This is a genomic window from Psychrobacter sp. 1176_08, assembly GCF_052850615.1.
This window is the reverse complement of record NZ_VXCU01000002.1, coordinates 359,561-381,150: the sequence shown is the minus strand read 5'-3', so window position 1 is coordinate 381,150 and position 21,590 is coordinate 359,561. Positions and strand designations below refer to the sequence as shown.

Genomic DNA, 21,590 nt, shown 5'->3' with positions numbered 1-21,590 from the left:
ATCCTGCTGTCTGCTATTTATATCGCAGTGGCAATTGCTATAATATGTACCATTCCTTATTGCATGACTACTAATCAGTCTATATGACTAGCAATTAAAGTACGTCATTAATAAAATTAAGTACAATAGAGCAAAATCTCATCCTACTATCAAATAAAGAAATAAACAAGAAAACACCATTCACCAAGTAAATATTGGGGTTGTATATTAATGATACTCTATGCATCATCTGTCCTAAAGAGTTTTACCCGTACTCTTCGGTCGAAAATTAATACATAGCTGTAAAGCGAATCATCATTGATAGTGCAATTCCTACTGAAATATACTTTGCTCAATATTTGCACTCGATTACGACATAAATACATTCAACTATGACCAATACTATGAATAAAGAAAGCAAAAATGTAAGGCCTGACCCTGTTAACATCATTAACAATGGTATGAATAACGCAGTTGATACCAGCAATGATCTAGCAGAAGATAGTGTCGATATCGCAAAACTGCGCACGCCCATCAAAGTAAATTTGTCTTTTGTTTATGACTTTTTGGGCACTAGAACCACGCAGTCTTGGGTCAATGCAGCGATTGCAAATTTGCCTTTGATCATACAAGATCATGCCAACTGTGAAAAAAAGGCAGCTGGTACCGCAATGAATATGATGTTCCGCTATGAGTTTTCTTATGATTTGCAATGTAAGTTGGCGCAATTGATCAGAGAAGAGATGCTACATTATGAGCAAGTGCTCGGTATCATGAATGATCGAGGACAAGAATGGGAATATCTCAGCGCTGGGCGTTATGCCAAAGGAATGCTAAAACATAAGCGTACTTACGAGCCAGCAGCCATGATAGATGTCCTTATTATTGGCGCATTTATCGAAGCGCGTTCGTGCGAACGGTTTGCAGCGTTAGCGGAAGTGATCAATGATGAGCGTTTGGCAAAATACTATCGCTACTTATTAAAATCAGAGAGTCGTCATTTTGAGGATTATCTGGCATTGGCGCAATCGCTGTCAGAAGATAGTATCGATGAGCGTGTGGCCTTCTTTAAAGAAGTAGAGGCGGAACTGATATCAAGCCCCGATACTGAGTTACGCTTTCATAGTGGCGCACCTGCCGAGCTCACACTTAGCTAGTTTATTATTAATGTAACTAAAAAAGGTATAGTCACTATCTCGAACGACGTATTCGAAATGGTGACTACACCTTTTATATATCAGTACATAATGAATTGGTTATACTACAAAATAGAGAGACTGCTAGATAGTGCGCGGTTACTTATCACTTTCCATCAACGAGCTGTCATACTGCTTATGGTCTTTGGCAATATGATGCGGGTCATGATCTTCAGTAGCTCTCTCAGCCGCTGCTGGGTTTACTTTTTGCAATGCATCATCAGGAACAATACCATTATTGGCATCCGCATCTTTTAACTGATGGCTAGTATTCTTTTCTTGTTTATCATCATCGGGTAAGCTCATCTTTATTCCTTAGTGTGTATTCCATGTTGATATGGCTTCTTACCGAAATCCTATTCTTCGTTATCTGTTGCTATTCTTTTGATCAGGATTAAGTACGCGTGTCTGAGCATTATCGATATTGGCATAACGATTCATGTCATTAACATTGTAGCTATCAGGGGCTTCACTACCCACTGTCGTTTCGTTGATATTATCATCAAAACCATTACCATCTTGATCGCGGCGGTCAGGTTGGCGAGCTGGGTTATCATTATCATTCACATGTTCTGAATCAACCACATCTTCTGTAAAGGTATCTGTGCCTTTATTCTCAGTGAGATTTTCATCAATCTCATTATGATTACTAGGATGAGTATTCCCAATATGGCTTTCATCAACTGTTTGATGCGCCTCAGTTTCTGCAATTCGAGATTTGGTTAGCGCAGGGTCTTTGGTTTCCATTATTATATCCTTGTCATTATTATTAGATCTGGTTGTTCATACGTTTGAAATACTCGCGCACTTTTATGACTTATCACATGCATGGCTCATCATATGCTTTTGTTATTCATTACCTTTTTGACTTAAATCATAAGCGTTTAAATCGGCAACATTTTTGCCACCTGCGGGTAAGTCTTCTTCTTTACGAGGATCTACATATATCTCATCTGTCTCTTGTGAGTCTTGCTCAGGTCCGTCAATATTTGGCTGATATTTTCGACCTTCATAACTGTCTTTAGAATTATCGATGTGCGACGCAGCTGGATCTCTAACTGGTACAGCTTCTTCATCGTTTGGATGATTATTGATTGACATCATTCGCTCCTCAGTTTTATAGCGCAAAATTTCATTAAATGGTTAAATCTCACATTACATTTAAAAGAAAATTACTTAAGAAAAAACCAGTAAAGCTACTTGTCTGTACGCAAGTCATCTTCAATAAATGGTGTTTGCTCTTCTTCGCTTAACGATTCAGGCTTATTTACTTCTTTGGTTTCTTCAAGGTTATCTGCAATTTTCTGACTGTGTGCTTGCGCCGCTGCTTTATCAATATCTGAGCTATCATTATTAGTATTACTCATAATCTGTCCCTATTGTTATTATTTCTAAGTTTATGATTTTATATATCATTTTTGAACTATAGTGGTAGATCTACGAATTTTTTAAAACATAGTCCGTAGACGAATGCTGCTTCGACAAATCTACCGTTTACCCTATGTAGTATAGGGAGAATATTATGGTTGCTACCAGTGTGGTGCCGTATCAATATGTGAATAAATGTGAGGTTACAAGACAGTTTGTAACTTTGACAGCCAATGTTTTTGTAAAAATAAAAAACCGAGCGTTGAAAATCACAACGCTCGGTCAGAGAAGTAAAATTTTGATATTGAAGGTAATTATTTAATTATCACCTTTAATAACCACCTCAAATTAGATCATTATTATTGAACATAAGTGGTCGGCTCTTCTACACTATTGATGGTTTTGAGCAAATGCGCTTGCGCTGTGTGCGGAGCTTCTCCAGCTGCTGGCTGTATCTGTTGCCAAACCCCATTGCCTTGCAGTGCCCACGCTTGTGTGTTGTCGTGTAGGTAATTGAGTAAACCGTCTTCATACACTTGCTTAAACAACTTTTTATTTTCAATCGGAAACGCCACTTCCACACGGTGGAATAAGTTACGATCCATCCAATCAGCACTACCGCAGTATAAACGCTCTGCTCCATTATTATAAAAGTAATAAATACGTGTATGCTCTAAAAAGCGACCAATCACAGAGCGCACCGTGATGTTTTCGGACAAGCCTTTGACTTGCGGACGTAAGCAACACATAGAGCGCAAAATCAGCTCAACCTTGACCCCCGCTTGTGAAGCATCATATAGCTTGCCAATCAATCGACGCTCAGTTAAGGCATTGGCTTTGATGATAATATGCGCGCGTTTGCCGGCCTTTGCATGAGCAATTTCATCGTCGATAAAGCTCATGAGTTTTTCGTGTAATGTAAAAGGGGCATGCAGTAGTTTTTTAAGGTTGGCAGGTTTACCCATACCTGTCAGCTCTTGGAAGATTTTGTGTATATCTTCTGAGATGTCAGGATCTGCGCTAAACAGCCCATAATCGGTATACACTTTAGCATTAGCGGCATGATAGTTACCTGTGCCTAAATGAACATAACGGCGAATGCGGTCATCCTCACGGCGCACGATAAGCATCAGCTTGGCATGCGTCTTGTAGCCAACGATTCCATACACCACTATCGCGCCCGCTTCTTGTAAATAGTTTGCTACAGCGATATTTGAGGCCTCATCGAAGCGCGCGCGCAGCTCGATAACGGCAGTCACTTCTTTACCGTTACGAGCCGCCGCTGCTAATGCTTTGACAATTTCTGAATTGGTGCCTGAGCGATACAGCGTTTGCTTGATGGCGAGCACTTTTGGATCGCTTGCCGCTTGCCACAGCAAATTGATAATGGGCGAAAACGCATGGAACGGATGGTGTACAAGCACATCGCTTTTACGCATGGCCGCAAACATGCTTGTCGCCTTGTCCAGCTTGTCCATCTCACGGCGGAACTCTTTTGGCACGACATGAGTAAAGGGCTGATAACGCAGCGCAGGAATATTGAAGTCAAACAATAAGCGCGTTAAATTGACAGGGCCATTGACTCGGTACAATTGATTGTCATGTAACTCGAACTCATCAAGTAAGTAATCACTGATGTGTACGGGGCAATCAGTGGTAACTTCCAAACGTACTTTATCACCAAAACGACGGTTCTCTAGTTCGCCTTCTAGCGCTTTGGCGATGTCCTCAACATCATCAGCCAAATCCAAGTCAGCATTACGTGTCAGTCTGAACTGATGGCAACCTGTTACGCTCATGCCAGGGAATAAGTCACCAATATGTTCATGAATGATGGCTGATAACATTACATGATGCTCTTTACCACCTGTCAATTCGTCCGGCAAGCGGATCACTCGCGGCAGACTACGCGGGGCTGGCACAATAGCTAGATTGATATCACGACCAAAAGCGTCTTTGCCTTCCAAGGTTGCGATGAAGTTTAGGCTCTTGTTGACCAGACGTGGAAACGGATGCGCAGGATCAATGCTAATCGGTGTCAATACGGGTGATACTTGCTCAATGAAGTAACGCTTCATCCAAGCGGACTGCTCAGCGTTGAGCTCATCACGCTTTAGGTAACGAATGTCCTCGAGGGCAAGGGCGGGCAAAATATCTTCGTTAAGAATACGATATTGCTCATCGATAGCATCATGGGTAATGGTAGAGATTTCATTGAGCAACTCGCTAGGACGCATACCATGAGCGCTGGTCGACACATCTCCCATGCTAAATTTTTGCATGATACCCGCCACACGAATCTCAAAAAACTCATCGATATTTGAGGAAAAAATCATTAAGAAAAATAAACGCTCAAGCAGCGGATGGTGTGGACTGGCGGCCTGTGCCAAGACACGCAAATGGAACTGTAATAATGACAAGTCGCGATTGATATAGCTGCTGGGTGAATAGCTGCCATCTTCTGAGCGTTGCCACTCGACCTCAGCCAACTCTTTACCACGACTTTCTGTATCAATATCATTATTTACGTTAGTAACATCATTTATATTCATTGTCTCATTAGTCCTGATAGCGTTATTCACATCCTCATTCTTATTTTTCTGATCGTACACATCTGCCACGTCACTACTCCTTTTACGTTATCAATACGCCATCATTTTTTGCACTGTTTTTATGCGTTGTTGCTTTTTGGTGTGGTTGCATTACCCTTTTTTATAGCAGTTATTTATGACAAAACATACCGTTGCTGTCCACAATCTATGTTGTTCAAGATGAGTACAACTAAACAATCAATCCGACTGCGGTAAGACTGCATTTTTCATACGTTTTTTGATAATACGCTGTTTGTTACGTAGACGTCTATCACCTTGATTGTCTTGATAATATTTTGGATTGGTCAGCATAGCAATAAGCAAAGCAGATTCATCGCGATTCAGTTTGGCAGCAGATTTGTCAAAATAATGCTGAGCGGCAGCTTCGATACCATAGATGCCATTACCAAACTCTGCCACATTTAGATAAGCGGTTAGGATGCGCTGTTTGTCCCAAAACGTTTCGAGCATTAACGTAATAACCGCCTCTTCACCTTTACGAACGTATGAGCGATGAGAGGTCAAAAATAGGTTTTTTGCCAACTGCTGAGTGATGGTTGAACCGCCAGCAGACATTTTACCTGTCTCTTCATTTTTCTTACGTGCTGCTTCAATGCCTTTGAAATCAAAACCATTATGCTGGCTAAACGTCGAATCTTCACTCACTATCGCGGCTTGTTTGGCAGATTTTGCGATGGCGTCATACTCTGCCCAAGTCTGTGTGACCGTGCCACCGGTTAGGCGATGTGTCAGCATAAACATACTATTATTAATAGGTTGAGTCTTCCAAATCAACAGTAATCCAGCAACCAACACATGGAACGCGACCACTATCATTATCAATGCCAATAATAGTCGTTTGATAAATTTGCTAAAACTTGCCATGTGAGATACCCAAGTGATTGAAAAAATAATAAGATAAAGCGCAATAAGATAAAGTAAGCCATTACCGATAAGAAGTTACTTTTGATAAAAGAGCACTATCGATAAAAGAACACGATCAATAATAAGCGATAAGGCAATGATTATAAATCAGTAAACTAAAAATGCAGATCATCTTACCTAATCTCACAATCGCTGTCATTATTTACCCCATTTCTTTATCATGTCGTAAAGGGTAAACAGTATTTAGGTTTTTTAATTGATTTTTTTAGCGCAAATACTTTGTAATGAGTCTTAAGATAAGAGAATAAATATGCCCATTGACACCGCACATGATAATCATACGACTGCACTGCGAGCACGTATTATCGCCGAAAATCCTCATCTTGGCACACCTGAAAAAATCGATAAATGGTGGCTACTGGGTACTGCAGGTTGTCATTTGTGTGACATTGCCGAGCAACTTATCCATCGGTTTCAAGCGGTACAACCGATTGACTATGAAAAAATCGATATTGCCGACTTTGATGAGACGCTGATGATGGTCTTTGCCACGAGTATTCCTGTTATTTTGGCGTCATCAAAACGCTTAGACTATCCTTTTTCAGTCATGGATTTACAGCAACTGCTAACATCATAATGAAAAACGCTTGATTGATAAAACGCCGAGGTGAAACAGCTATGAAGAATCTAGAAAAAGTAACAGACATCGAAGACTTACGTCAGATTGCTGAGCGCAAAGTGCCGCGTATGTTTTATGATTATGTGGATTCAGGTTCATGGACTGAGACCACGTATCGTAACAATGAAAGCGATTTTGATCGGATTAAGCTGCGCCAGCGTGTGTTGGTCAATATGGAAAATCGTAGTCTGGAAACGACCATGATCGGTGAGCGGGTCAAAATGCCAGTCGCCATTGCGCCTACTGGGTTTACAGGTATGATGTGGGCGGATGGCGAAATCAAAGCCGCGCAAGCAGCAGAAAAATTTGGCGTGCCTTTCTCTTTATCTACCATGAGTATCTGCTCTATCGAAGATATCGCTGCCCATACCAGTAAGCCGTTCTGGTTTCAGCTGTATGTGATGCGAGATCAGGCGTTTATGGCCAATTTGATTCGCCGTGCTAAGGAAGCAAATTGCTCTGCGCTCATTTTGACTGCGGACTTACAAGTGCTTGGACAACGGCATAAAGACATCAAAAACGGTCTCTCTGCTCCGCCCAAACCAACGCTGACCAATATTTTGAATCTGATGACCAAGCCTGAGTGGTGTCTCAATATGCTTGGGACTAAGAGGCGCACGTTCGGCAATATCGTCGGTCATGCAAAAGACGTTGAGGATCTGTCTTCGCTGTCGGCATGGACAGCAGAGCAGTTTGATCCTGCGCTTAGCTGGGACGACGTGGCTCGTATCAAAGATATGTGGGGCGGCAAGCTGATTATCAAAGGTATTATGGAACCTGAAGATGCCATCATGGCAGCACGCAGCGGCGCGGATGCATTGGTGGTCTCAAACCATGGTGGTCGTCAATTAGATGGGGCACTCTCCTCTATCTCTGCCCTTGCAGACATCGTACAAGCGATTCATGCCGAAAACAGCAATATCGAAGTATGGCTCGACAGCGGTGTTCGCTCCGGTCAAGATGTATTAAAAGCGCTATCTCTAGGCGCTAAAGGCACCATGATCGGTCGCGCTTTTCTTTATGGGTTGGGCGCTTATGGTGAAGATGGCGTGCGCCGTGCGCTTGAGATCATCTACAAAGAATGTGATATATCCATGGCGTTTTGTGGTCATACTGATATAAATACCGTCACGGACAATATCTTGGTGAAGGGTACTTATGAGAATCTCAAAACAAACCATTTTTAAAAATAAATTTTTCTGAAATATAATCAAGCTATTTCAAACAGAGTACGGTTCTACTGGGGTAAATTTTTCGAAGCCTCTGTCACGCTTTTAAGCAGACAGCGAGGAAAATTTTTACCAGTAGAACACGATGACTATATATACCACTTTTATTTTCAATTGACTGCAATGCTTGCTAGCTAATAGATAACATCTTCTAACAAGACCCTTTATACTTATCCTACAATCTTTACTGAATTTTAGCTTTTATGACCATCCAACAATTATTAAAAACAGCGCCTGTCACTACTTTATTATTGATCAGCTTTATCGGGCTATTTGTCGTACAAGTCCTAACGGGCGCGGATGCCAATAATCCATCGACTGAAATGCTCATCAAATGGGGCGCTAATGCTCTGCCTTTTACCATGGATAATGAGCCATGGCGCTTGGTCAGCAGCGCGTTTTTGCATATTGGTTTGATGCATTTATTATTTAATGGCTTTGCCATGTATTTTTTTGGACAAATCGCTGAGCCGATGTTTGGTTCAGCCAAGTTTTTGGCACTGTTTTTGTTGGCAGCCATCGGTGGCAACTTACTCAACAGCTATGTGACATGGCAAGGTATTTTGGACGGAAATGGGCAAGCGGGACTGTCGGCTGGGGCATCTGGCGGTATTATGGGTATCGGTGCGGCTTTATTGGTAGCGGCATTTTTTAAGATATCGGTCAATGGTTTGATGCTCAACTTGAGAAGCTTACTCTTTATTATGGGTATTAACTTGGTATATGGCTTTGCTGTACCTGGTATTGATAATGCAGGCCATATTGGTGGTGCCGTGACAGGCTTAATAATTGCGTCGGCATTTGCCATCGCCTATCGTCAGCGCACGGTCATCGCACAGCAAAATATGCCCATACCTCAACATCCTTACCCGATGAACGAACCAAGCCCGTATCGAGCTCATGACCAAGACACTTATCAAACCCATTATATTGATCAGCCCTCTGATGTCGATACGTCTTACCCATCTGATCCCAACGCTGAGTTTGATACCAGTACTTTAGAGATGAATTTTAGTACGGTGCATAACACAGCGATCAGCCACAAAACCCAAGCAAAGCCGTCATTATTTTGGACACTACTTCCATGGATTGTAATGCTATTGATCAGTATTGGCTTTGTCTGGTGGTGGCAAGATATCCATTATCAAATCGTAGAAGTGCTAAAAACCATTGAGTAAACGGTCATACTTATTTATCATTGCTGAAATGTTATAAAAACCGCATACTCATTTAACTTACCCTACCCCATTATTTCTGCTTAGTGGTACTATTCGACCATTCCCACTCAATCACGAGACTTGATTATGTTTAAACTTGCAGCGCGACCCAATATCTATACGCGCGCCTCACTCAGCGTGTTAACCGCTACTGCATTATTCAGTGTGGCTAGCGTTTCTAGTGCCATTCCTTTTCTTGATAAAAACCTGCCAACTGACAAAGATGCTGTCCTCAGCGTGGGTGTCAATGTCATGGCAGTAAAGTCTGCCTACAATTTAGATGACAATACCGAGTTCCGTGTATTGCCAGGCGTATTTTATGATAACAATAGAGTCTACGCGCGCGGGGCACAAGCGGGTGCCTATCTAATCAATGACGGCACCAATCAGTTGTCAGTCTATGCGCAACCGTCTGGCAACAGTTTTGATCCTGATGATGCCAGTGGCAATTTGGCGGAATTGGACGAGCGTAAAATCTCAGCGTCGGCAGGTGTGAGCTATCAGCGCCGTACGCCTATCGGTGCGTTTCGTGCTCAAATAGCGACAGACGTTTTGGATAAAAGTGGTGGTAACACTGCTCGCCTGTCATATCTTGCCAGAATCAGTGCAGATAAGCTCACCATCTATCCAAGCTTTGGTTTTGAGTACTTCGATGAAGATTACAACGATTACTACTATGGTGTGACTGAGGCTGAGTCAGCAAAATCAGGCGTTGAACCATATAAGTCTAACAACAGTCTGAACCCGTATATCAATATCAGCGCCAACTATGACTTCAATGAAAACTGGGCAGGATTTGCCAATCAAAGCTTGAGTTATTTGCCAAATGAGCAATACGATAGCCCAATGGTCAACTCACGTACGGATGCAACAACCACGCTTGGTTTGCTTTATAAGTTTTAAGTAAGTTTGAACTATTGTAAAAAGGCCGAGCAGTTTGCTCGGCCTTTTTTGTAGAATTCACCTTAATAATATCTATTACTTTTTCTGATTTAATTACAATAGCTTAGAGGAGAAAAATGACTATGAGCTTTAGTTATTATGAAATTTCTAGATTTGAAGATGATGAAGTATTGAACGATAGACAGTGGACAAATATATCAAACTTTATAGAAAGGTTTAGTGTCGAAAAGATTGAAGACTATTTATCAGTTGAAAATGATTTTGTTGAATTTTTAAGAATGCTCTATATTAATCTATCTACAAGACCTCAAAAAGAATACGGCATGAGCTGGTTGGGTTTTGGTATGCATGTCTTTAGCTTAGAAAATGTTGAAAATGAATTCCTCTTCGGTTTAAGCAACGTTGAAAAAAAACTGCAAGAACTGGTTAAACTTAACATCAATTATATTTCTGACAACGATTTAAATTTTATATTGACGTGCTGGATAAGAGGCTTGTGTTCAATTCAGTTGTTTGAACTGGGTAATGGTAGCTATATAAAAGCCTCAGACGAAGACTTCACATTTAGTGTTATGTTACATGATAATTGGAAGCTGTCAGATATTTTCATACCTAAAAATAACGTATATTTTCATAAAAGCATTGATCCAAATTTGTAGATATTAAATAAAAAGTATTCAATGTAGTCATAATAACCAATAAAAAAAGACCTTGCCACGTGGCAAGGTCTTTTTCTATGCTAAGAAGTCTTTAATAACTTACTTAGGATGTACCATATCCGCAGGAATGACCCACTCATCAAACTGCGCTTCGGTTAATAGCTCTAACTCAACCGCGACTTGCTTCAACGTTTTGTTTTCTTTATACGCCGTCTTAGCAATTTTTGCTGCATTTTCATAACCAACATGACGGTTTAACGACGTCACTAGCATCAATGAGTTGTGCAAGAAGTCATCGATTTTGTCTTTTACTGGCTCGATACCAACCGCACAGTTTTCGTTAAAGCTGTTACACGCATCACCAAGCAACTTGATGGATTGCAATAAGTTAAAGGCGATCACTGGCTTATACACGTTTAGCTCAAAGTTACCTGATGCGCCCGCCATACTGATAGCCACGTCATTACCCATGACTTGAGCGACGACCATGGTCATTGCTTCTGACTGCGTTGGGTTCACTTTGCCTGGCATGATAGATGATCCTGGCTCGTTCTCAGGAATAGTCAACTCACCCAGACCACAACGAGGGCCTGATGCCAACCAACGAACGTCGTTCGCGATTTTGTTTAAACTCGCTGCCAATGTTTTTAGGGCGCCAGAAGCAAATACTTCAGCATCACGAGCGGCTAGTGCTTCAAATTTGTTTGGTGATGTGACAAATGGCAAGCCAGTCAATGTCGATAGTTGCTCAGCTGATTTTACCGCATAATCAGGATGGGCGTTTAGACCAGTACCAACCGCAGTACCACCTAGTGGCAACTCATATAGACCTTGTAGCGCGTTATCGATACGAGTCAATGAATGGTCAAGCTGGCTTACATAGCCGCTGAACTCTTGGCCTAGGGTCAAAGGCGTGGCATCTTGCAAATGCGTACGACCAATTTTTACGATGCTATCAAATTCTTTGGCTTTCTTGTCCAAAGTATCGCGTAGCACTTGTACCGCTGGAATCAATAAGCTGTTGATCTGACGAGCCGCAGCCACACGGATGGCCGTTGGGAAGCTATCGTTGGTAGATTGTGCATGGTTCACATGGTCATTTGGGTGAATTGGCGTGTAGCTACCGCGCTCAGAACCCGCGATTTCATTGGCACGGTTAGCTAGTACTTCGTTCATGTTCATGTTTGACTGTGTGCCAGAACCTGTCTGCCATACGACCAATGGGAACTGATCGACCAGACCACCATTGATGATTTCGTCAGCAGCTTGTACGATTAAGTCACGCTTGTCGCCGTCGATACGCTCTAGGCTTGCATTGGTGATGGCAGCGGCTTTTTTGACCAATGCCATCGCTTCAATCATTGGACGCGGCAATGTCTCGCCACCGATTTTGAAGTTTTCGCGGCTACGCTGAGTTTGGGCACCCCAATAAGCGTCAGCTGGGACTTCTACGTTGCCCATAGTATCTTTTTCGGTACGAGTTGCCTGATTCTGTGTCGACATAACTACCCTCTTTGATGGTTTGTTGTTTTATGACTGCTCTAAAAAATGCAACATCCGCTGCACATAAAGGAGAATACGATATAAAGTGGCGTTATGATAGCATGACTAGGACGTGTTGAATATTCACAAATAATCTTTGCTAACCTCTAAAAATACCAGCCTTTATCAATTTAATATATCATCGGATAGTATTGCTATGTCTCCTGAACCAAAAAGTCTTGAGCTAAAAAATGCGCAAGTCAGCAACCCGCCCAGACGACAATTTACGCGCCAGCGTCGCCAGTTAAATGATGGTGAACGTAGAAACTTGGCGCAGTCAGCAAGTTTGCATTTGAGAAAATTACAACAGCGCTTGCCAATCAATGCGCGTGTTGGTTTATATTACGATGGCTTTGGTGAATTGCCTACTCAGCCGCTATTGGATTGGTGTCAACGCTTAGGCTATTTACCCTATTTGCCTGTTGTTGGTTCATTAGGTCATGACGATAAGCGATTGCGCTTTGTACCAATTCATCATTCCAAATTATTAAATATCCCTACCCGCATTCACCGACTGGGTATGAAACAGAACCATCATCGCCGCCTGCTATGGGCGTCAGAGTTAGATGTGATTATCTGCCCGTTAGTGGCGGTAGACTTAAACGGTAATCGTATGGGTATGGGTGGCGGCTTTTATGATACATCCCTTGGCAAAAGCTATCAATCAGGGGCTTCAAGGCCGTTAAAAATTGGCTGGTGTTATGATTTTCAGTTAGTTAAGCAATTAGCGCGTCAGCCTTGGGATGTACCATTAGATGGTTTGATTACGCCAAATGGCATAAGGTGGTTTTAATGAAAGATAATAAACAATCTGAAAAAGACTCTAGCGCGGATAATGTGGATGAGTATTTACAAACGTTAGGTAATGAGGACGCTAGAGAGCGACGTTACTACAGTCAAGAGCAACCGTTTAGTGCTGATGAGATGACAAGGCTCGTCAATGAAGAACGCTTAAATGCGTTGCTCGCACAAAGTGATGCATTTTTGAGTAGTTTGAATAGTGAGATAAAAGATTTTAATGATGAGTGTTAAAAATTTCATCGATTAATCGACGAATAGAAATGAAAAAAGCCAAGCCTAGTTTATATCTACGCTCGCCTTTTTCTGCTAATTTAGCCATTCACATCATTATCAACAGTAGACCTGATTACAACACCATCGCCGCTATCCAACCGAAGACCAGTAGCGGAATATTATAGTGTAAGAAAGTCGGCACTACACTGTCTTTGATATGGTCATGCTGTCCATCGATATTAAGACCAGAGGTTGGCCCAAGTGTCGAATCTGACGCAGGCGAACCCGCATCGCCCAGCGCACCAGCTGTCCCAATAATTGCCACAGTCGCCAATGGTGAGAACCCTAAAGAGACGCATAACGGCACATAAATCGCAGCCAAAATAGGAATAGTTGAGAACGACGAACCAATGCCCATGGTCACAATTAGACCAATCAGCAGCATGATAAATGCCGCCATCGCTTTATTACCACCGAACAGTGACGCGGCACCATCAACGAGTGGCTGAATCTGCTCAGTGGCTTTCATGACCTCAGCAAAACCCTGCGCCGTAATCATGATAAAGCCAATCATCGCCATCAGCTTGATACCATCATTGAAGACACCATCAGCATCACGCCACTTCACAACTCCAGTCGCCATAAAGACACCAAAGCCAAACATCGAGCCAAGTAGTAGCGAGTCAGTATATAACTGCACGACGAAAGCAGTCACGATAGCAGCCAATGCTACCAGTGTTTTTAATTTACTTTGTGTTTGCGCATCAGCAGCCGTTTTACTAAGCGCATCGCCCTCTACTACTGCATCATGAGCTTTTTGATCTATTTCTACTTGCTGGTATTGACGCGGTTTGCGATAACTAATAAAGACCGCCGTTAGCAAACCAATCAACATACCCAAAGCTGGAATTGCCATTGCCTTTACGACAGAAATATTAGCAATATCAATGCCTGCTTCACCCACGTTTTTTAGCATGATTTGATTAAGATAAATATCGCCAAAACCATACGGAATAAACATATAAGTGGTCACAAGACCAAAGGTCAACAAACAAGCAATCAGACGTCTGTCAATGTGCATGCGATTAAAAGCAAGCAGTAACGGTGGTACAAGCAGTGGAATAAAAGCAATATGAATAGGGATTAAGTTTTGGCTAAAACAGCTCATGGTGATGAGGCCTGCAAACAGCATATACTTAATCACACCACTGGTACCGCCTGCATCAATACGCTTAATAACAGCGCCCGCCAATGATTGCGGTAATCCAGAATGTGCAATAGCGACCGCAAACGCCCCCAGCAAGGCGTATGAAAGTGCAATCTGTGCCCCGTTGCGGATACCTTCTTGAAAAGCTGCTAAAGTATCTGTGATACCAAGACCCGCTAGCAGACCACCTGCCAATGCCCCAATTAATAAGCTGAGCACCACGTGCACTCGCGAAAGTGACAGTCCTAGCATGATGATGACTGCCAGCAGTACCGCATTGATTGCCATATGTTGCGCCTTTTTCTATCTGATCTGGTTGTGACCTACAAATGTTGTAGCATTTATAAATAGGGTTTGGTTGTCCAAAAAGCGCTCAAACACATTTTGCGCTAAAAGCCCTGTTTTAGACGCGCGTCAGTTTACCTTATTTTGCCTACAAAACCTATGTATAGAACCCAATAGTTATCAGCTAGGTGACACTGTGTGCAACATAATAAAAAGGCATCGAACTGCTGCCATACATTTTTTGTAGCGTTTATTTCCTATTCGATTAGTAGATCAAAACATTTGTGGCTATAGTAGATTGCTACCAATGCGTCCCGCACATTGATTTTATGATAATTCAACTATATTAATGATTTATTCGCATTGTCTTTGGTTTATCATCGATAAAACTGATGACGATACGCATGACGATAGCCACTTAAATAGGATTATTTTAATAAGATAAACCAGTCACTTTGCTCATGAGACTTGCAATTTTTTTTGCGAGCACCATTTATCTAACATGAACCACGAACTTGACTTTACAAGTCTGGTGAACGAGGAAGAATCTATGAGTGAACATAAAATAGCACAAGACAATATCGACATCGATGTCAACGTTTCATCTACTGTTGCAGAAGACAACGAGCAAGACATCTCATCTGATACTCCATCAGAGTCAGCGTCTGCTACTGTCAAAAATAATAATCTTGATGACAGTGACAAAGACAGTAAGGCGGAAGACTATTTACCGTTACTCGCCCTGCGAGATGTCGTCGTCTATCCGCACATGCAAATCGCCTTATTTGTAGGCCGCGCACCGTCAGTCAAAGCGGTCGAGTTGGCACAGGCCGAATACGGCAATAAAGTACTGGTTGTTGCCCAAAAAGACTCACTGACTGAAGATATTGATCAAGAAAACCTATATCAATATGGTACGGTTTGCCGCATTGTCAGCACTATGCCACATGACAGTGATGAAAACTGCATCAAAGTATTGATTGAAGGCCAGTATCGTGCGCGCGTCGATAACATCGAAAACCACGATGAGCTATTGATGGCAAGATTTACACGTGCTGATCTCGATGTGAGTATGGATGAGAGACAACAACAAAACACCATACAAGCTTTGACCACATTGTTTGAAGGCTATGCAGATGCACGCTTGCGTAATGCCCGTGAGCTGACGCGTGTGGCGAAGCGTATCGATGATTTGCTTGAATTGGTCTACTTCATCTCAACCCGTGTCTCGATGGATCTTGATATCAAACAGTCTTTCTTAGAAGAAGACGATATCAAAACGCACATCAATACCTTGACCGAATATTTGGTTAAGCAAAGTGCCGAACAAAACATCGAACAAGATATTCAAGACGCTGTCCGTCAGCAAATGGAAGATAATCAGCGTGAATACTTCTTAAATGAGAAGATGAAAGCCATTAAAAATGAGCTGTCAGACATGAATGACGGTGCATTCGATGGCGAAGATGACGTGGCTGAGCTTGAGCAGCGCTTAGAAGACGCTGACTTGCCAGAAGATGTGCGCAAAAAAGCAGATCAAGAGCTTAAAAAGCTTAAAATGATGCCACCTGCGTCAAGTGAATCTTCCGTAGTGCGTAACTATATTGAATGGATTTTGGATACGCCGTGGAATGCGACGACCAAGGTTTCGATCAATTTAGACAAAGCCAAAACCGTCTTAGATGAAGATCATTATGGACTACAAGATGTAAAAGATCGCATCTTAGAGTACCTCGCCGTACAGTCACGCGTGAAAAAACTTCGTGGTCCGATTCTTTGCCTTGTCGGCCCTCCAGGTGTGGGTAAAACCTCACTAGGTGAATCGATCGCTCGTGCCACAGGTCGTAAGTTTGTCCGTATGGCGCTTGGCGGCGTGCGTGATGAAGCTGAGATTCGTGGTCATCGCCGTACCTATATCGGCGCGATGCCAGGTAAAATCGTGCAATCACTTGCGAAGGTAGAAGTCAAAAACCCACTGTTTTTACTCGATGAAGTAGACAAAATGGCGCAAGACTTCCGTGGCGATCCAGCATCGGCATTGCTTGAAGTATTAGATCCTTCACAGAACGACACGTTTAACGACCATTATTTAGATATGGACTTAGATCTGTCACAAGTGATGTTTATCTGTACGGCTAACAGCATGGATATTCCGCCAGCACTGCTTGACCGTATGGAAGTCATTCGTCTACCGGGCTATACCGAAGAAGAAAAGGTCAACATTGCCCAAAAATATCTGGTGCCAAAGGCAATTAAGCAAAATGGTCTCAAAGAAGGTGAGATTGAGATTGTTGAAGCAGCGCTGCACAGTATCGTGCGTAGTTATACACGTGAAGCAGGTGTACGTAACCTTGAGCGTGAAGTCAATAAAATCTGCCGTAAAGTGGTTCGCGGTTCAGTCGAGTCACATGGTGCCCGCGCTCCGAAAAAAGCAGAGCGTCAGCTGGTCGTGGTCGATGACAAAAACATCGATGACTATTTAGGCGTCCATCAGTATGATTATGGGCTGGCGGAAGAAGAACCAGAGATTGGTCGTATTACTGGTCTAGCGTGGACACAAGTTGGTGGGGAGTTATTGACCATCGAAGCGGTTGCCATGCAAGGTAAAGGTGAGCTTAGCTTTACGGGTTCACTGGGTGACGTGATGAAAGAGTCTATTCGCGCTGCCATGAGCGTGGTTCGTGCTCGCGGTGATCTTCTTGGTATTGACTATGAGACGTTTAAAACAAAAGATGTCCATGTCCACATGCCAGAAGGTGCCACACCAAAAGATGGGCCTTCTGCTGGTGGCGCACTGACGACAGCACTTGTATCCGCCTTGACAGGTATCGCCATTCGTCCAGACATCGCGATGACAGGTGAGATTACCTTGCGTGGTAAAATCCTGCGTATTGGCGGTCTCAAAGAAAAGCTACTTGCAGCCCATCGCGGCGGTATCAAGCATGTACTGATTCCAGCAGAAAATGAGCGTGACTTAGCCGATATCCCTGACAATGTAAAAGCGGGTTTGACCATTCAACCTGTGGCAACGATTGACGAGATATTAAAAGTTGCTTTGGTCAGTATGCCAAAACCATTAAAACCTGCCAAAGTGACGGTCGATAAAACGTCAGGTAAAGCGCTACATAACTAGTTGATTATTCGAGATTAAGCTCTCAAGAAATAAGAGCCGCTCATCACAATGATGGGCGGCTTTTTTTATACACTATATTAAAATATTTTTTATAGAATCAGTATAGTAATACGTAATGGCATTTCTTCTCATACAACATTCTTTTATATACTATTCAAACCCATACGTTATTTACATTTATTAACTGATTGTTGCGCTTTTGATGAATATCTACTTCTTATCCTTAGCTATACTGATTGGGAAGTTAAGTAATTCTTGAATATTTCAGATAAAACTATCGCTAAATATACTCATCATAACGATTAAATTAAATATAAATGGAGATAACAATGAATAAGACGATGCTTGCAAGTGCGCTACTATGTGGTTCAGCGTTGGCAATGACAGGTTGCCAAACTGTCGAAAATCAAATGCAAACGGGTAACCCTTTAAATCAACCTGCTCTAAAGTCAACGATTAAGACTGTAGATGGTAAAGAAAAAGAAGTAGGACAAATGTTCTTGCGTCCAGTCGATGGCGGTGTTCAGGTATATGGTAAGCTCATGAACTTGCAACCAGGCAAAACCGTTGCTTTGCATATTCATGAAACAGGTAGCTGTGCAGATATGGGTAAAGCAGCAGGTGGTCACTTCAATCCAGACAATAAGCCACATTCAAATCCAGATGATATGAATGGTCATGCCGGTGATCTACCAAACTTGACAGCCAATGAAGATGGTGTTGCTACCATCAATTACGTAAATAAAAAAATCTCAGCAGCTGAAGCGGGCAAATATAGCGTCAATCGTTTAGCATTCATTGTTCATGCCAATGCTGATGACTATAAGAGCCAGCCTGCTGGTAATGCTGGTGACCGCGTCGCTTGTGGTATTATCGAAAAAGCCTAATTATTATTCATATTTTTAGACAAAAAAAACCTCTCAGCCATGCTAAGAGGTTTTTTTATTGTCGATAGAAAAATTATTCTTCTACCCACTCACCTTTGCGCCAGTAAACGCCCCAACGCGTGGCTTTACCGTTTTTCTCAGAACCAATATATTGCTCTTTTTTCTTACGAGACCAGCGCAAAATCGTTGGATTGCCTTCAGGATCTTCATCTGGCCCTTCGAACAAATACTGGAATTTATCTTCCATTTTATCTTTAATTTCTCTTAGCTCGGCAAGCTTTGGCGGACGTGTTTCTCGAACTTTTGGGAACTTAGACGCCGCTAAGAACATACCAGCAGCGCCTTCACGTAAGATAAAATAATCATCGTGCTTAGTTGATTTTAACTCTGGCAGATGAATCGGATCCATACGCGGCGGTGCAGCTTCGCCTGTTTTTAGTACTTTACGTGTGTTGTCACATTTTTGACAAGCAAAATAAGGACCGAAACGCCCTGTCTTTAGCTCCATCTGTCCGTCACACTTATTACAATCGATCGTTGGCGCATCAGAACCTGGTACTTCAAACTTGCCTTCTTCTAAGATGTAGCCATCACAATCAGGATTATTGCCGCAGACGTGCAGCTTGAGACCACCATCGACGATATAACCATTCATTGCCGTACCGCATTTCGGGCAACGCTTTTTTTCCATCAAGTCTTTAACTTCAGCCGTTTCATCAGCCGCGTCGCTTTCATCAAGATTGGCAAAAGCCTCGACTGGCATCAAATTCTTAGTGCCTTTACAACGCTCTTTTGGCGGTAAGTTATAGCCAGTACACCCTAAAAACACCCCTGTTGAGCCAGTACGCAATTGCATCGGACGATCACAAATGTCGCAATGCACATCTGGTACGTCGGTCGGATCATTGGGACGCATACCGTCTTTTTCTTTGGCGTGCTCAAGGGTTGTTTTAAACTCCCCATAAAAGTTATCCAGCACGTCTTTCCAATCTTGCTCGCCCTCTGCTACATGATCGAGCTTGTCTTCTAACGCAGCCGTAAAGGTATAATCCATTAAGTCTGGAAAGCTGGCGGTCAATCTATCGGTGACAATATCACCCATTTTTTCGGCAAATAAGCGCTTGTTTTCAAGTTTGACATAACCGCGATCTTGAATAGTTGAAATAATAGAGGCGTAAGTCGATGGACGACCGATACCTTTTTTCTCAAGCTCTTTTACTAAGCTGGCTTCCGTATAACGCGGTGGTGGCTTGGTGAAATGTTGGCTTGGATCAAGCTTATCAAGCGTTAAGTGATCGCCTTTTTTGACATCAGGCAACAACATATCGTCTGTTTTGGCCGGCGGCATGACTTTGGTATAACCATCGAACACCAGAGTACGGCCGCGCGCTTTTAGCTCAACGTCGTTTGCACCAACAAACAAATTCACTGACAAGTATTTTGCTGGTAGCATCTGACAAGCCACAAACTGACGCCAAATCAGCTCGTATAGACGAATAGCATCACGCTCAACCCCTTTTAGCTGGGTTGACTTCATATTGACATTAGAAGGACGAATGGCTTCATGTGCCTCTTGCGCACCTTGTTTGTTGCCATAAAAATTGGGCTTTTCTGGCACATATTTTGTGCCATAGCTGTCTTCAATATAACCACGCACAGCAGTCAATGCATCGCCAGACAAAAAGGTCGAGTCAGTACGCATGTAAGTGATGTGACCCGCTTCATACAAACGCTGCGCCAATATCATGGTTTTCTTAACCGAAAAGCCCAATCGTGTACTGGCTGCTTGTTGCAAAGTTGAGGTAATAAATGGCGCGCTTGGACGTGACTGCGTGGGTTTTTCTTCACGCTCTTTGACAATAAACTCACTGGCTTTTAGAACGTCTAATACTTTATCTGTCTGCTCTTTATTGACCAGTTTGAGTGGCTTGCCAGCTTGTTTGGTCGCCTCTAAACGAATGCCAATTTTCTCGGCATCTTTTTTGCTGTTAGCGACATGCGTGTCTGCATGAATCTGCCAATACTCTTCTGGAATAAAGGCGCGAATTTCATGCTCACGCTCAACAACCAAGCGCATAGCAACTGACTGTACGCGACCTGCCGACAGGCCCCGAGCAATTTTTTGCCATAAGAGTGGCGATACCATAAAGCCAACCACTCGATCTAAGAACCGACGCGCTTGCTGTGCATTAACACGATCGATATCGAGCTTTGATGGCTGCTTAAAGGCATTTTGAATCGCAGATTTGGTAATCTCATTAAAGACAACACGCTGATATTTACTATCAGGGCCGCCAATGACTTCTTTTAGATGCCAAGCGATCGCCTCTCCTTCTCTATCCATATCCGTTGCAAGATAGATTTGGTCAGCGTTTTTGGCCAATGCTTTTAGCTCTTTAATCACCTTGGTCTTGTTTGGTAGCACCTCGTAGACTGCTGCCCAATCATGCTCTGGATCAATACCCATGCGGCGTACCAACGCCTGTTGCGCCTTTTCTTCTTTGCTCAGGCTTTCATCTTTTTTAGAAACCGTCGCTTTTTTAGCGCTTTTGCTAGCACCCACTGGCAAATCGCGAACGTGGCCAATACTTGAGCGTACAATAAAGTCATCACCAAGATATTTATTAATCGTTTTTGCCTTAGCTGGTGATTCTACAATCACCAAAGACTTGCCTTTTGGGCTGTCAGCAGCAGATGCTGAACTTTTTTTGGTTGTGGTTTTTGCCATATGTGACGACACCATAATATAAGTAAATTAAAAGTAAGGATAAATTCAGCAGCATGGCAATTTATAATCGCCCATTAATTGTTGTAGT

Annotated in this window: 19 protein-coding genes; 10 read left to right on the top strand and 9 right to left on the bottom strand. The window is 42.6% G+C overall.

Features of this window, described 5'->3' with window-relative positions; translation table 11 throughout:
- Positions 1–440: 440 nt before the first annotated feature.
- Complete coding sequence (miaE, locus tag FW759_RS04270) at positions 441–1,136, top strand: tRNA isopentenyl-2-thiomethyl-A-37 hydroxylase MiaE (RefSeq protein WP_446442312.1); 696 nt, start codon at positions 441–443, stop codon at positions 1,134–1,136.
- 138 nt (positions 1,137–1,274) lie between these two features.
- Here miaE and FW759_RS04265 read toward each other — a convergent pair whose 3' ends face one another.
- The 6 genes from FW759_RS04265 to mtgA all read right to left on the bottom strand — a co-directional run bounded on the left by FW759_RS04265 (position 1,275) and on the right by mtgA (position 6,019).
- The gene (locus FW759_RS04265; RefSeq protein ID WP_446442295.1) at positions 1,275–1,481 is read right to left on the bottom strand and encodes a hypothetical protein; all 207 of its coding nucleotides are present in this window, start codon (positions 1,479–1,481) and stop codon (positions 1,275–1,277) included.
- A 60-nt stretch (positions 1,482–1,541) separates the two neighbouring features.
- Entirely contained in the window at positions 1,542–1,922 is a 381-nt protein-coding gene (locus FW759_RS04260; protein ID WP_446442294.1) for a hypothetical protein, read from the bottom strand.
- Positions 1,923–2,024: 102 nt separating this feature from the next.
- Positions 2,025–2,276 carry a hypothetical protein gene (locus FW759_RS04255; RefSeq protein ID WP_353670256.1) on the bottom strand — a complete coding sequence of 84 codons (252 nt, stop codon included), beginning with the start codon at positions 2,274–2,276 and terminating at the stop codon, positions 2,025–2,027.
- A 95-nt stretch (positions 2,277–2,371) separates the two neighbouring features.
- Entirely contained in the window at positions 2,372–2,542 is a 171-nt protein-coding gene (locus FW759_RS04250) for a hypothetical protein (protein ID WP_446442293.1), read from the bottom strand.
- Between the two features lie 360 nt (positions 2,543–2,902).
- Entirely contained in the window at positions 2,903–5,095 is a 2,193-nt protein-coding gene (gene ppk1, locus FW759_RS04245) for a polyphosphate kinase 1 (RefSeq protein WP_446442311.1), read from the bottom strand.
- Between the two features lie 237 nt (positions 5,096–5,332).
- A complete protein-coding gene (gene mtgA / locus FW759_RS04240) occupies positions 5,333–6,019 on the bottom strand; it encodes a monofunctional biosynthetic peptidoglycan transglycosylase (protein WP_062845223.1) in 687 nt (228 codons plus the stop codon).
- 310 nt (positions 6,020–6,329) lie between these two features.
- Between mtgA and FW759_RS04235 the strand changes: the two genes are divergently transcribed.
- The 5 genes from FW759_RS04235 (at position 6,330) to FW759_RS04215 (ending at position 10,706) form a co-directional block, all read left to right on the top strand.
- A complete protein-coding gene (locus tag FW759_RS04235) occupies positions 6,330–6,656 on the top strand; it encodes a glutaredoxin family protein (RefSeq protein WP_446442292.1) in 327 nt (108 codons plus the stop codon).
- A gap of 41 nt (positions 6,657–6,697) precedes the next feature.
- A complete protein-coding gene (locus FW759_RS04230; protein ID WP_443527627.1) occupies positions 6,698–7,885 on the top strand; it encodes an alpha-hydroxy acid oxidase in 1,188 nt (395 codons plus the stop codon).
- Between the two features lie 245 nt (positions 7,886–8,130).
- Complete coding sequence (locus tag FW759_RS04225) at positions 8,131–9,105, top strand: rhomboid family intramembrane serine protease (RefSeq protein ID WP_446442291.1); 975 nt, start codon at positions 8,131–8,133, stop codon at positions 9,103–9,105.
- 126 nt (positions 9,106–9,231) lie between these two features.
- A complete protein-coding gene (locus FW759_RS04220; protein WP_446442290.1) occupies positions 9,232–10,047 on the top strand; it encodes a MipA/OmpV family protein in 816 nt (271 codons plus the stop codon).
- A gap of 122 nt (positions 10,048–10,169) precedes the next feature.
- Positions 10,170–10,706: a hypothetical protein gene (locus tag FW759_RS04215; protein WP_446442289.1), complete on the top strand. Its 537-nt coding sequence runs from the start codon at positions 10,170–10,172 to the stop codon at positions 10,704–10,706.
- Positions 10,707–10,805: 99 nt separating this feature from the next.
- Here FW759_RS04215 and fumC read toward each other — a convergent pair whose 3' ends face one another.
- Positions 10,806–12,209 (bottom strand): class II fumarate hydratase, encoded by a 1,404-nt coding sequence (gene fumC, locus FW759_RS04210; RefSeq protein ID WP_446442288.1) that lies wholly within the window; start codon positions 12,207–12,209, stop codon positions 10,806–10,808.
- Between the two features lie 196 nt (positions 12,210–12,405).
- Between fumC and FW759_RS04205 the strand changes: the two genes are divergently transcribed.
- Both FW759_RS04205 and FW759_RS04200 read left to right on the top strand, forming a co-directional pair.
- Positions 12,406–13,041, top strand: coding sequence for a 5-formyltetrahydrofolate cyclo-ligase (locus FW759_RS04205; RefSeq protein ID WP_446442287.1), 636 nt, complete (start codon positions 12,406–12,408; stop codon positions 13,039–13,041).
- Entirely contained in the window at positions 13,041–13,280 is a 240-nt protein-coding gene (locus FW759_RS04200) for a hypothetical protein (protein WP_446442286.1), read from the top strand. Before FW759_RS04205 ends, FW759_RS04200 begins: the two co-directional genes overlap by 1 nt.
- A 115-nt stretch (positions 13,281–13,395) precedes the next feature.
- Here the strand turns inward: FW759_RS04200 and FW759_RS04195 are convergent, their stop codons facing one another.
- A complete protein-coding gene (locus FW759_RS04195) occupies positions 13,396–14,757 on the bottom strand; it encodes a Na+/H+ antiporter family protein (protein WP_446442285.1) in 1,362 nt (453 codons plus the stop codon).
- Between the two features lie 547 nt (positions 14,758–15,304).
- Here FW759_RS04195 and lon point away from each other — a divergent pair.
- A complete protein-coding gene (gene lon, locus FW759_RS04190; protein WP_446442284.1) occupies positions 15,305–17,887 on the top strand; it encodes an endopeptidase La in 2,583 nt (860 codons plus the stop codon).
- Between the two features lie 329 nt (positions 17,888–18,216).
- Complete coding sequence (locus tag FW759_RS04185) at positions 18,217–18,774, top strand: superoxide dismutase family protein (protein WP_062845235.1); 558 nt, start codon at positions 18,217–18,219, stop codon at positions 18,772–18,774.
- A 73-nt stretch (positions 18,775–18,847) separates the two neighbouring features.
- Here the strand turns inward: FW759_RS04185 and topA are convergent, their stop codons facing one another.
- Positions 18,848–21,502, bottom strand: a complete 2,655-nt coding sequence (topA, locus tag FW759_RS04180; protein WP_446442283.1) for a type I DNA topoisomerase — start codon at positions 21,500–21,502, stop codon at positions 18,848–18,850.
- Positions 21,503–21,590: the final 88 nt, after the last annotated feature.

Excerpts from the sequence above, each read along its gene's own strand:
- FW759_RS04265 (WP_446442295.1), bottom strand. The coding sequence starts at position 1,481 with ATGAGCTTACCCGATGATGATAAACAAGAAAAGAATACTAGCCATCAG.
- ppk1 (WP_446442311.1), bottom strand. The coding sequence starts at position 5,095 with ATGAATATAAATGATGTTACTAACGTAAATAATGATATTGATACAGAA.
- FW759_RS04235 (WP_446442292.1), top strand. The coding sequence starts at position 6,330 with ATGCCCATTGACACCGCACATGATAATCATACGACTGCACTGCGAGCA.
- lon (WP_446442284.1), top strand. The coding sequence starts at position 15,305 with ATGAGTGAACATAAAATAGCACAAGACAATATCGACATCGATGTCAAC.
- FW759_RS04195 (WP_446442285.1), bottom strand. The coding sequence starts at position 14,757 with ATGGCAATCAATGCGGTACTGCTGGCAGTCATCATCATGCTAGGACTG.
- FW759_RS04185 (WP_062845235.1), top strand. The coding sequence starts at position 18,217 with ATGAATAAGACGATGCTTGCAAGTGCGCTACTATGTGGTTCAGCGTTG.
- mtgA (WP_062845223.1), bottom strand. The coding sequence starts at position 6,019 with ATGGCAAGTTTTAGCAAATTTATCAAACGACTATTATTGGCATTGATA.
- fumC (WP_446442288.1), bottom strand. The coding sequence starts at position 12,209 with ATGTCGACACAGAATCAGGCAACTCGTACCGAAAAAGATACTATGGGC.
- miaE (WP_446442312.1), top strand. The coding sequence starts at position 441 with ATGAATAACGCAGTTGATACCAGCAATGATCTAGCAGAAGATAGTGTC.
- FW759_RS04220 (WP_446442290.1), top strand. The coding sequence starts at position 9,232 with ATGTTTAAACTTGCAGCGCGACCCAATATCTATACGCGCGCCTCACTC.
- FW759_RS04205 (WP_446442287.1), top strand. The coding sequence starts at position 12,406 with ATGTCTCCTGAACCAAAAAGTCTTGAGCTAAAAAATGCGCAAGTCAGC.
- topA (WP_446442283.1), bottom strand. The coding sequence starts at position 21,502 with ATGGCAAAAACCACAACCAAAAAAAGTTCAGCATCTGCTGCTGACAGC.
- FW759_RS04230 (WP_443527627.1), top strand. The coding sequence starts at position 6,698 with ATGAAGAATCTAGAAAAAGTAACAGACATCGAAGACTTACGTCAGATT.
- FW759_RS04250 (WP_446442293.1), bottom strand. The coding sequence starts at position 2,542 with ATGAGTAATACTAATAATGATAGCTCAGATATTGATAAAGCAGCGGCG.
- FW759_RS04255 (WP_353670256.1), bottom strand. The coding sequence starts at position 2,276 with ATGTCAATCAATAATCATCCAAACGATGAAGAAGCTGTACCAGTTAGA.
- FW759_RS04260 (WP_446442294.1), bottom strand. The coding sequence starts at position 1,922 with ATGGAAACCAAAGACCCTGCGCTAACCAAATCTCGAATTGCAGAAACT.
- FW759_RS04215 (WP_446442289.1), top strand. The coding sequence starts at position 10,170 with ATGAGCTTTAGTTATTATGAAATTTCTAGATTTGAAGATGATGAAGTA.
- FW759_RS04225 (WP_446442291.1), top strand. The coding sequence starts at position 8,131 with ATGACCATCCAACAATTATTAAAAACAGCGCCTGTCACTACTTTATTA.
- FW759_RS04200 (WP_446442286.1), top strand. The coding sequence starts at position 13,041 with ATGAAAGATAATAAACAATCTGAAAAAGACTCTAGCGCGGATAATGTG.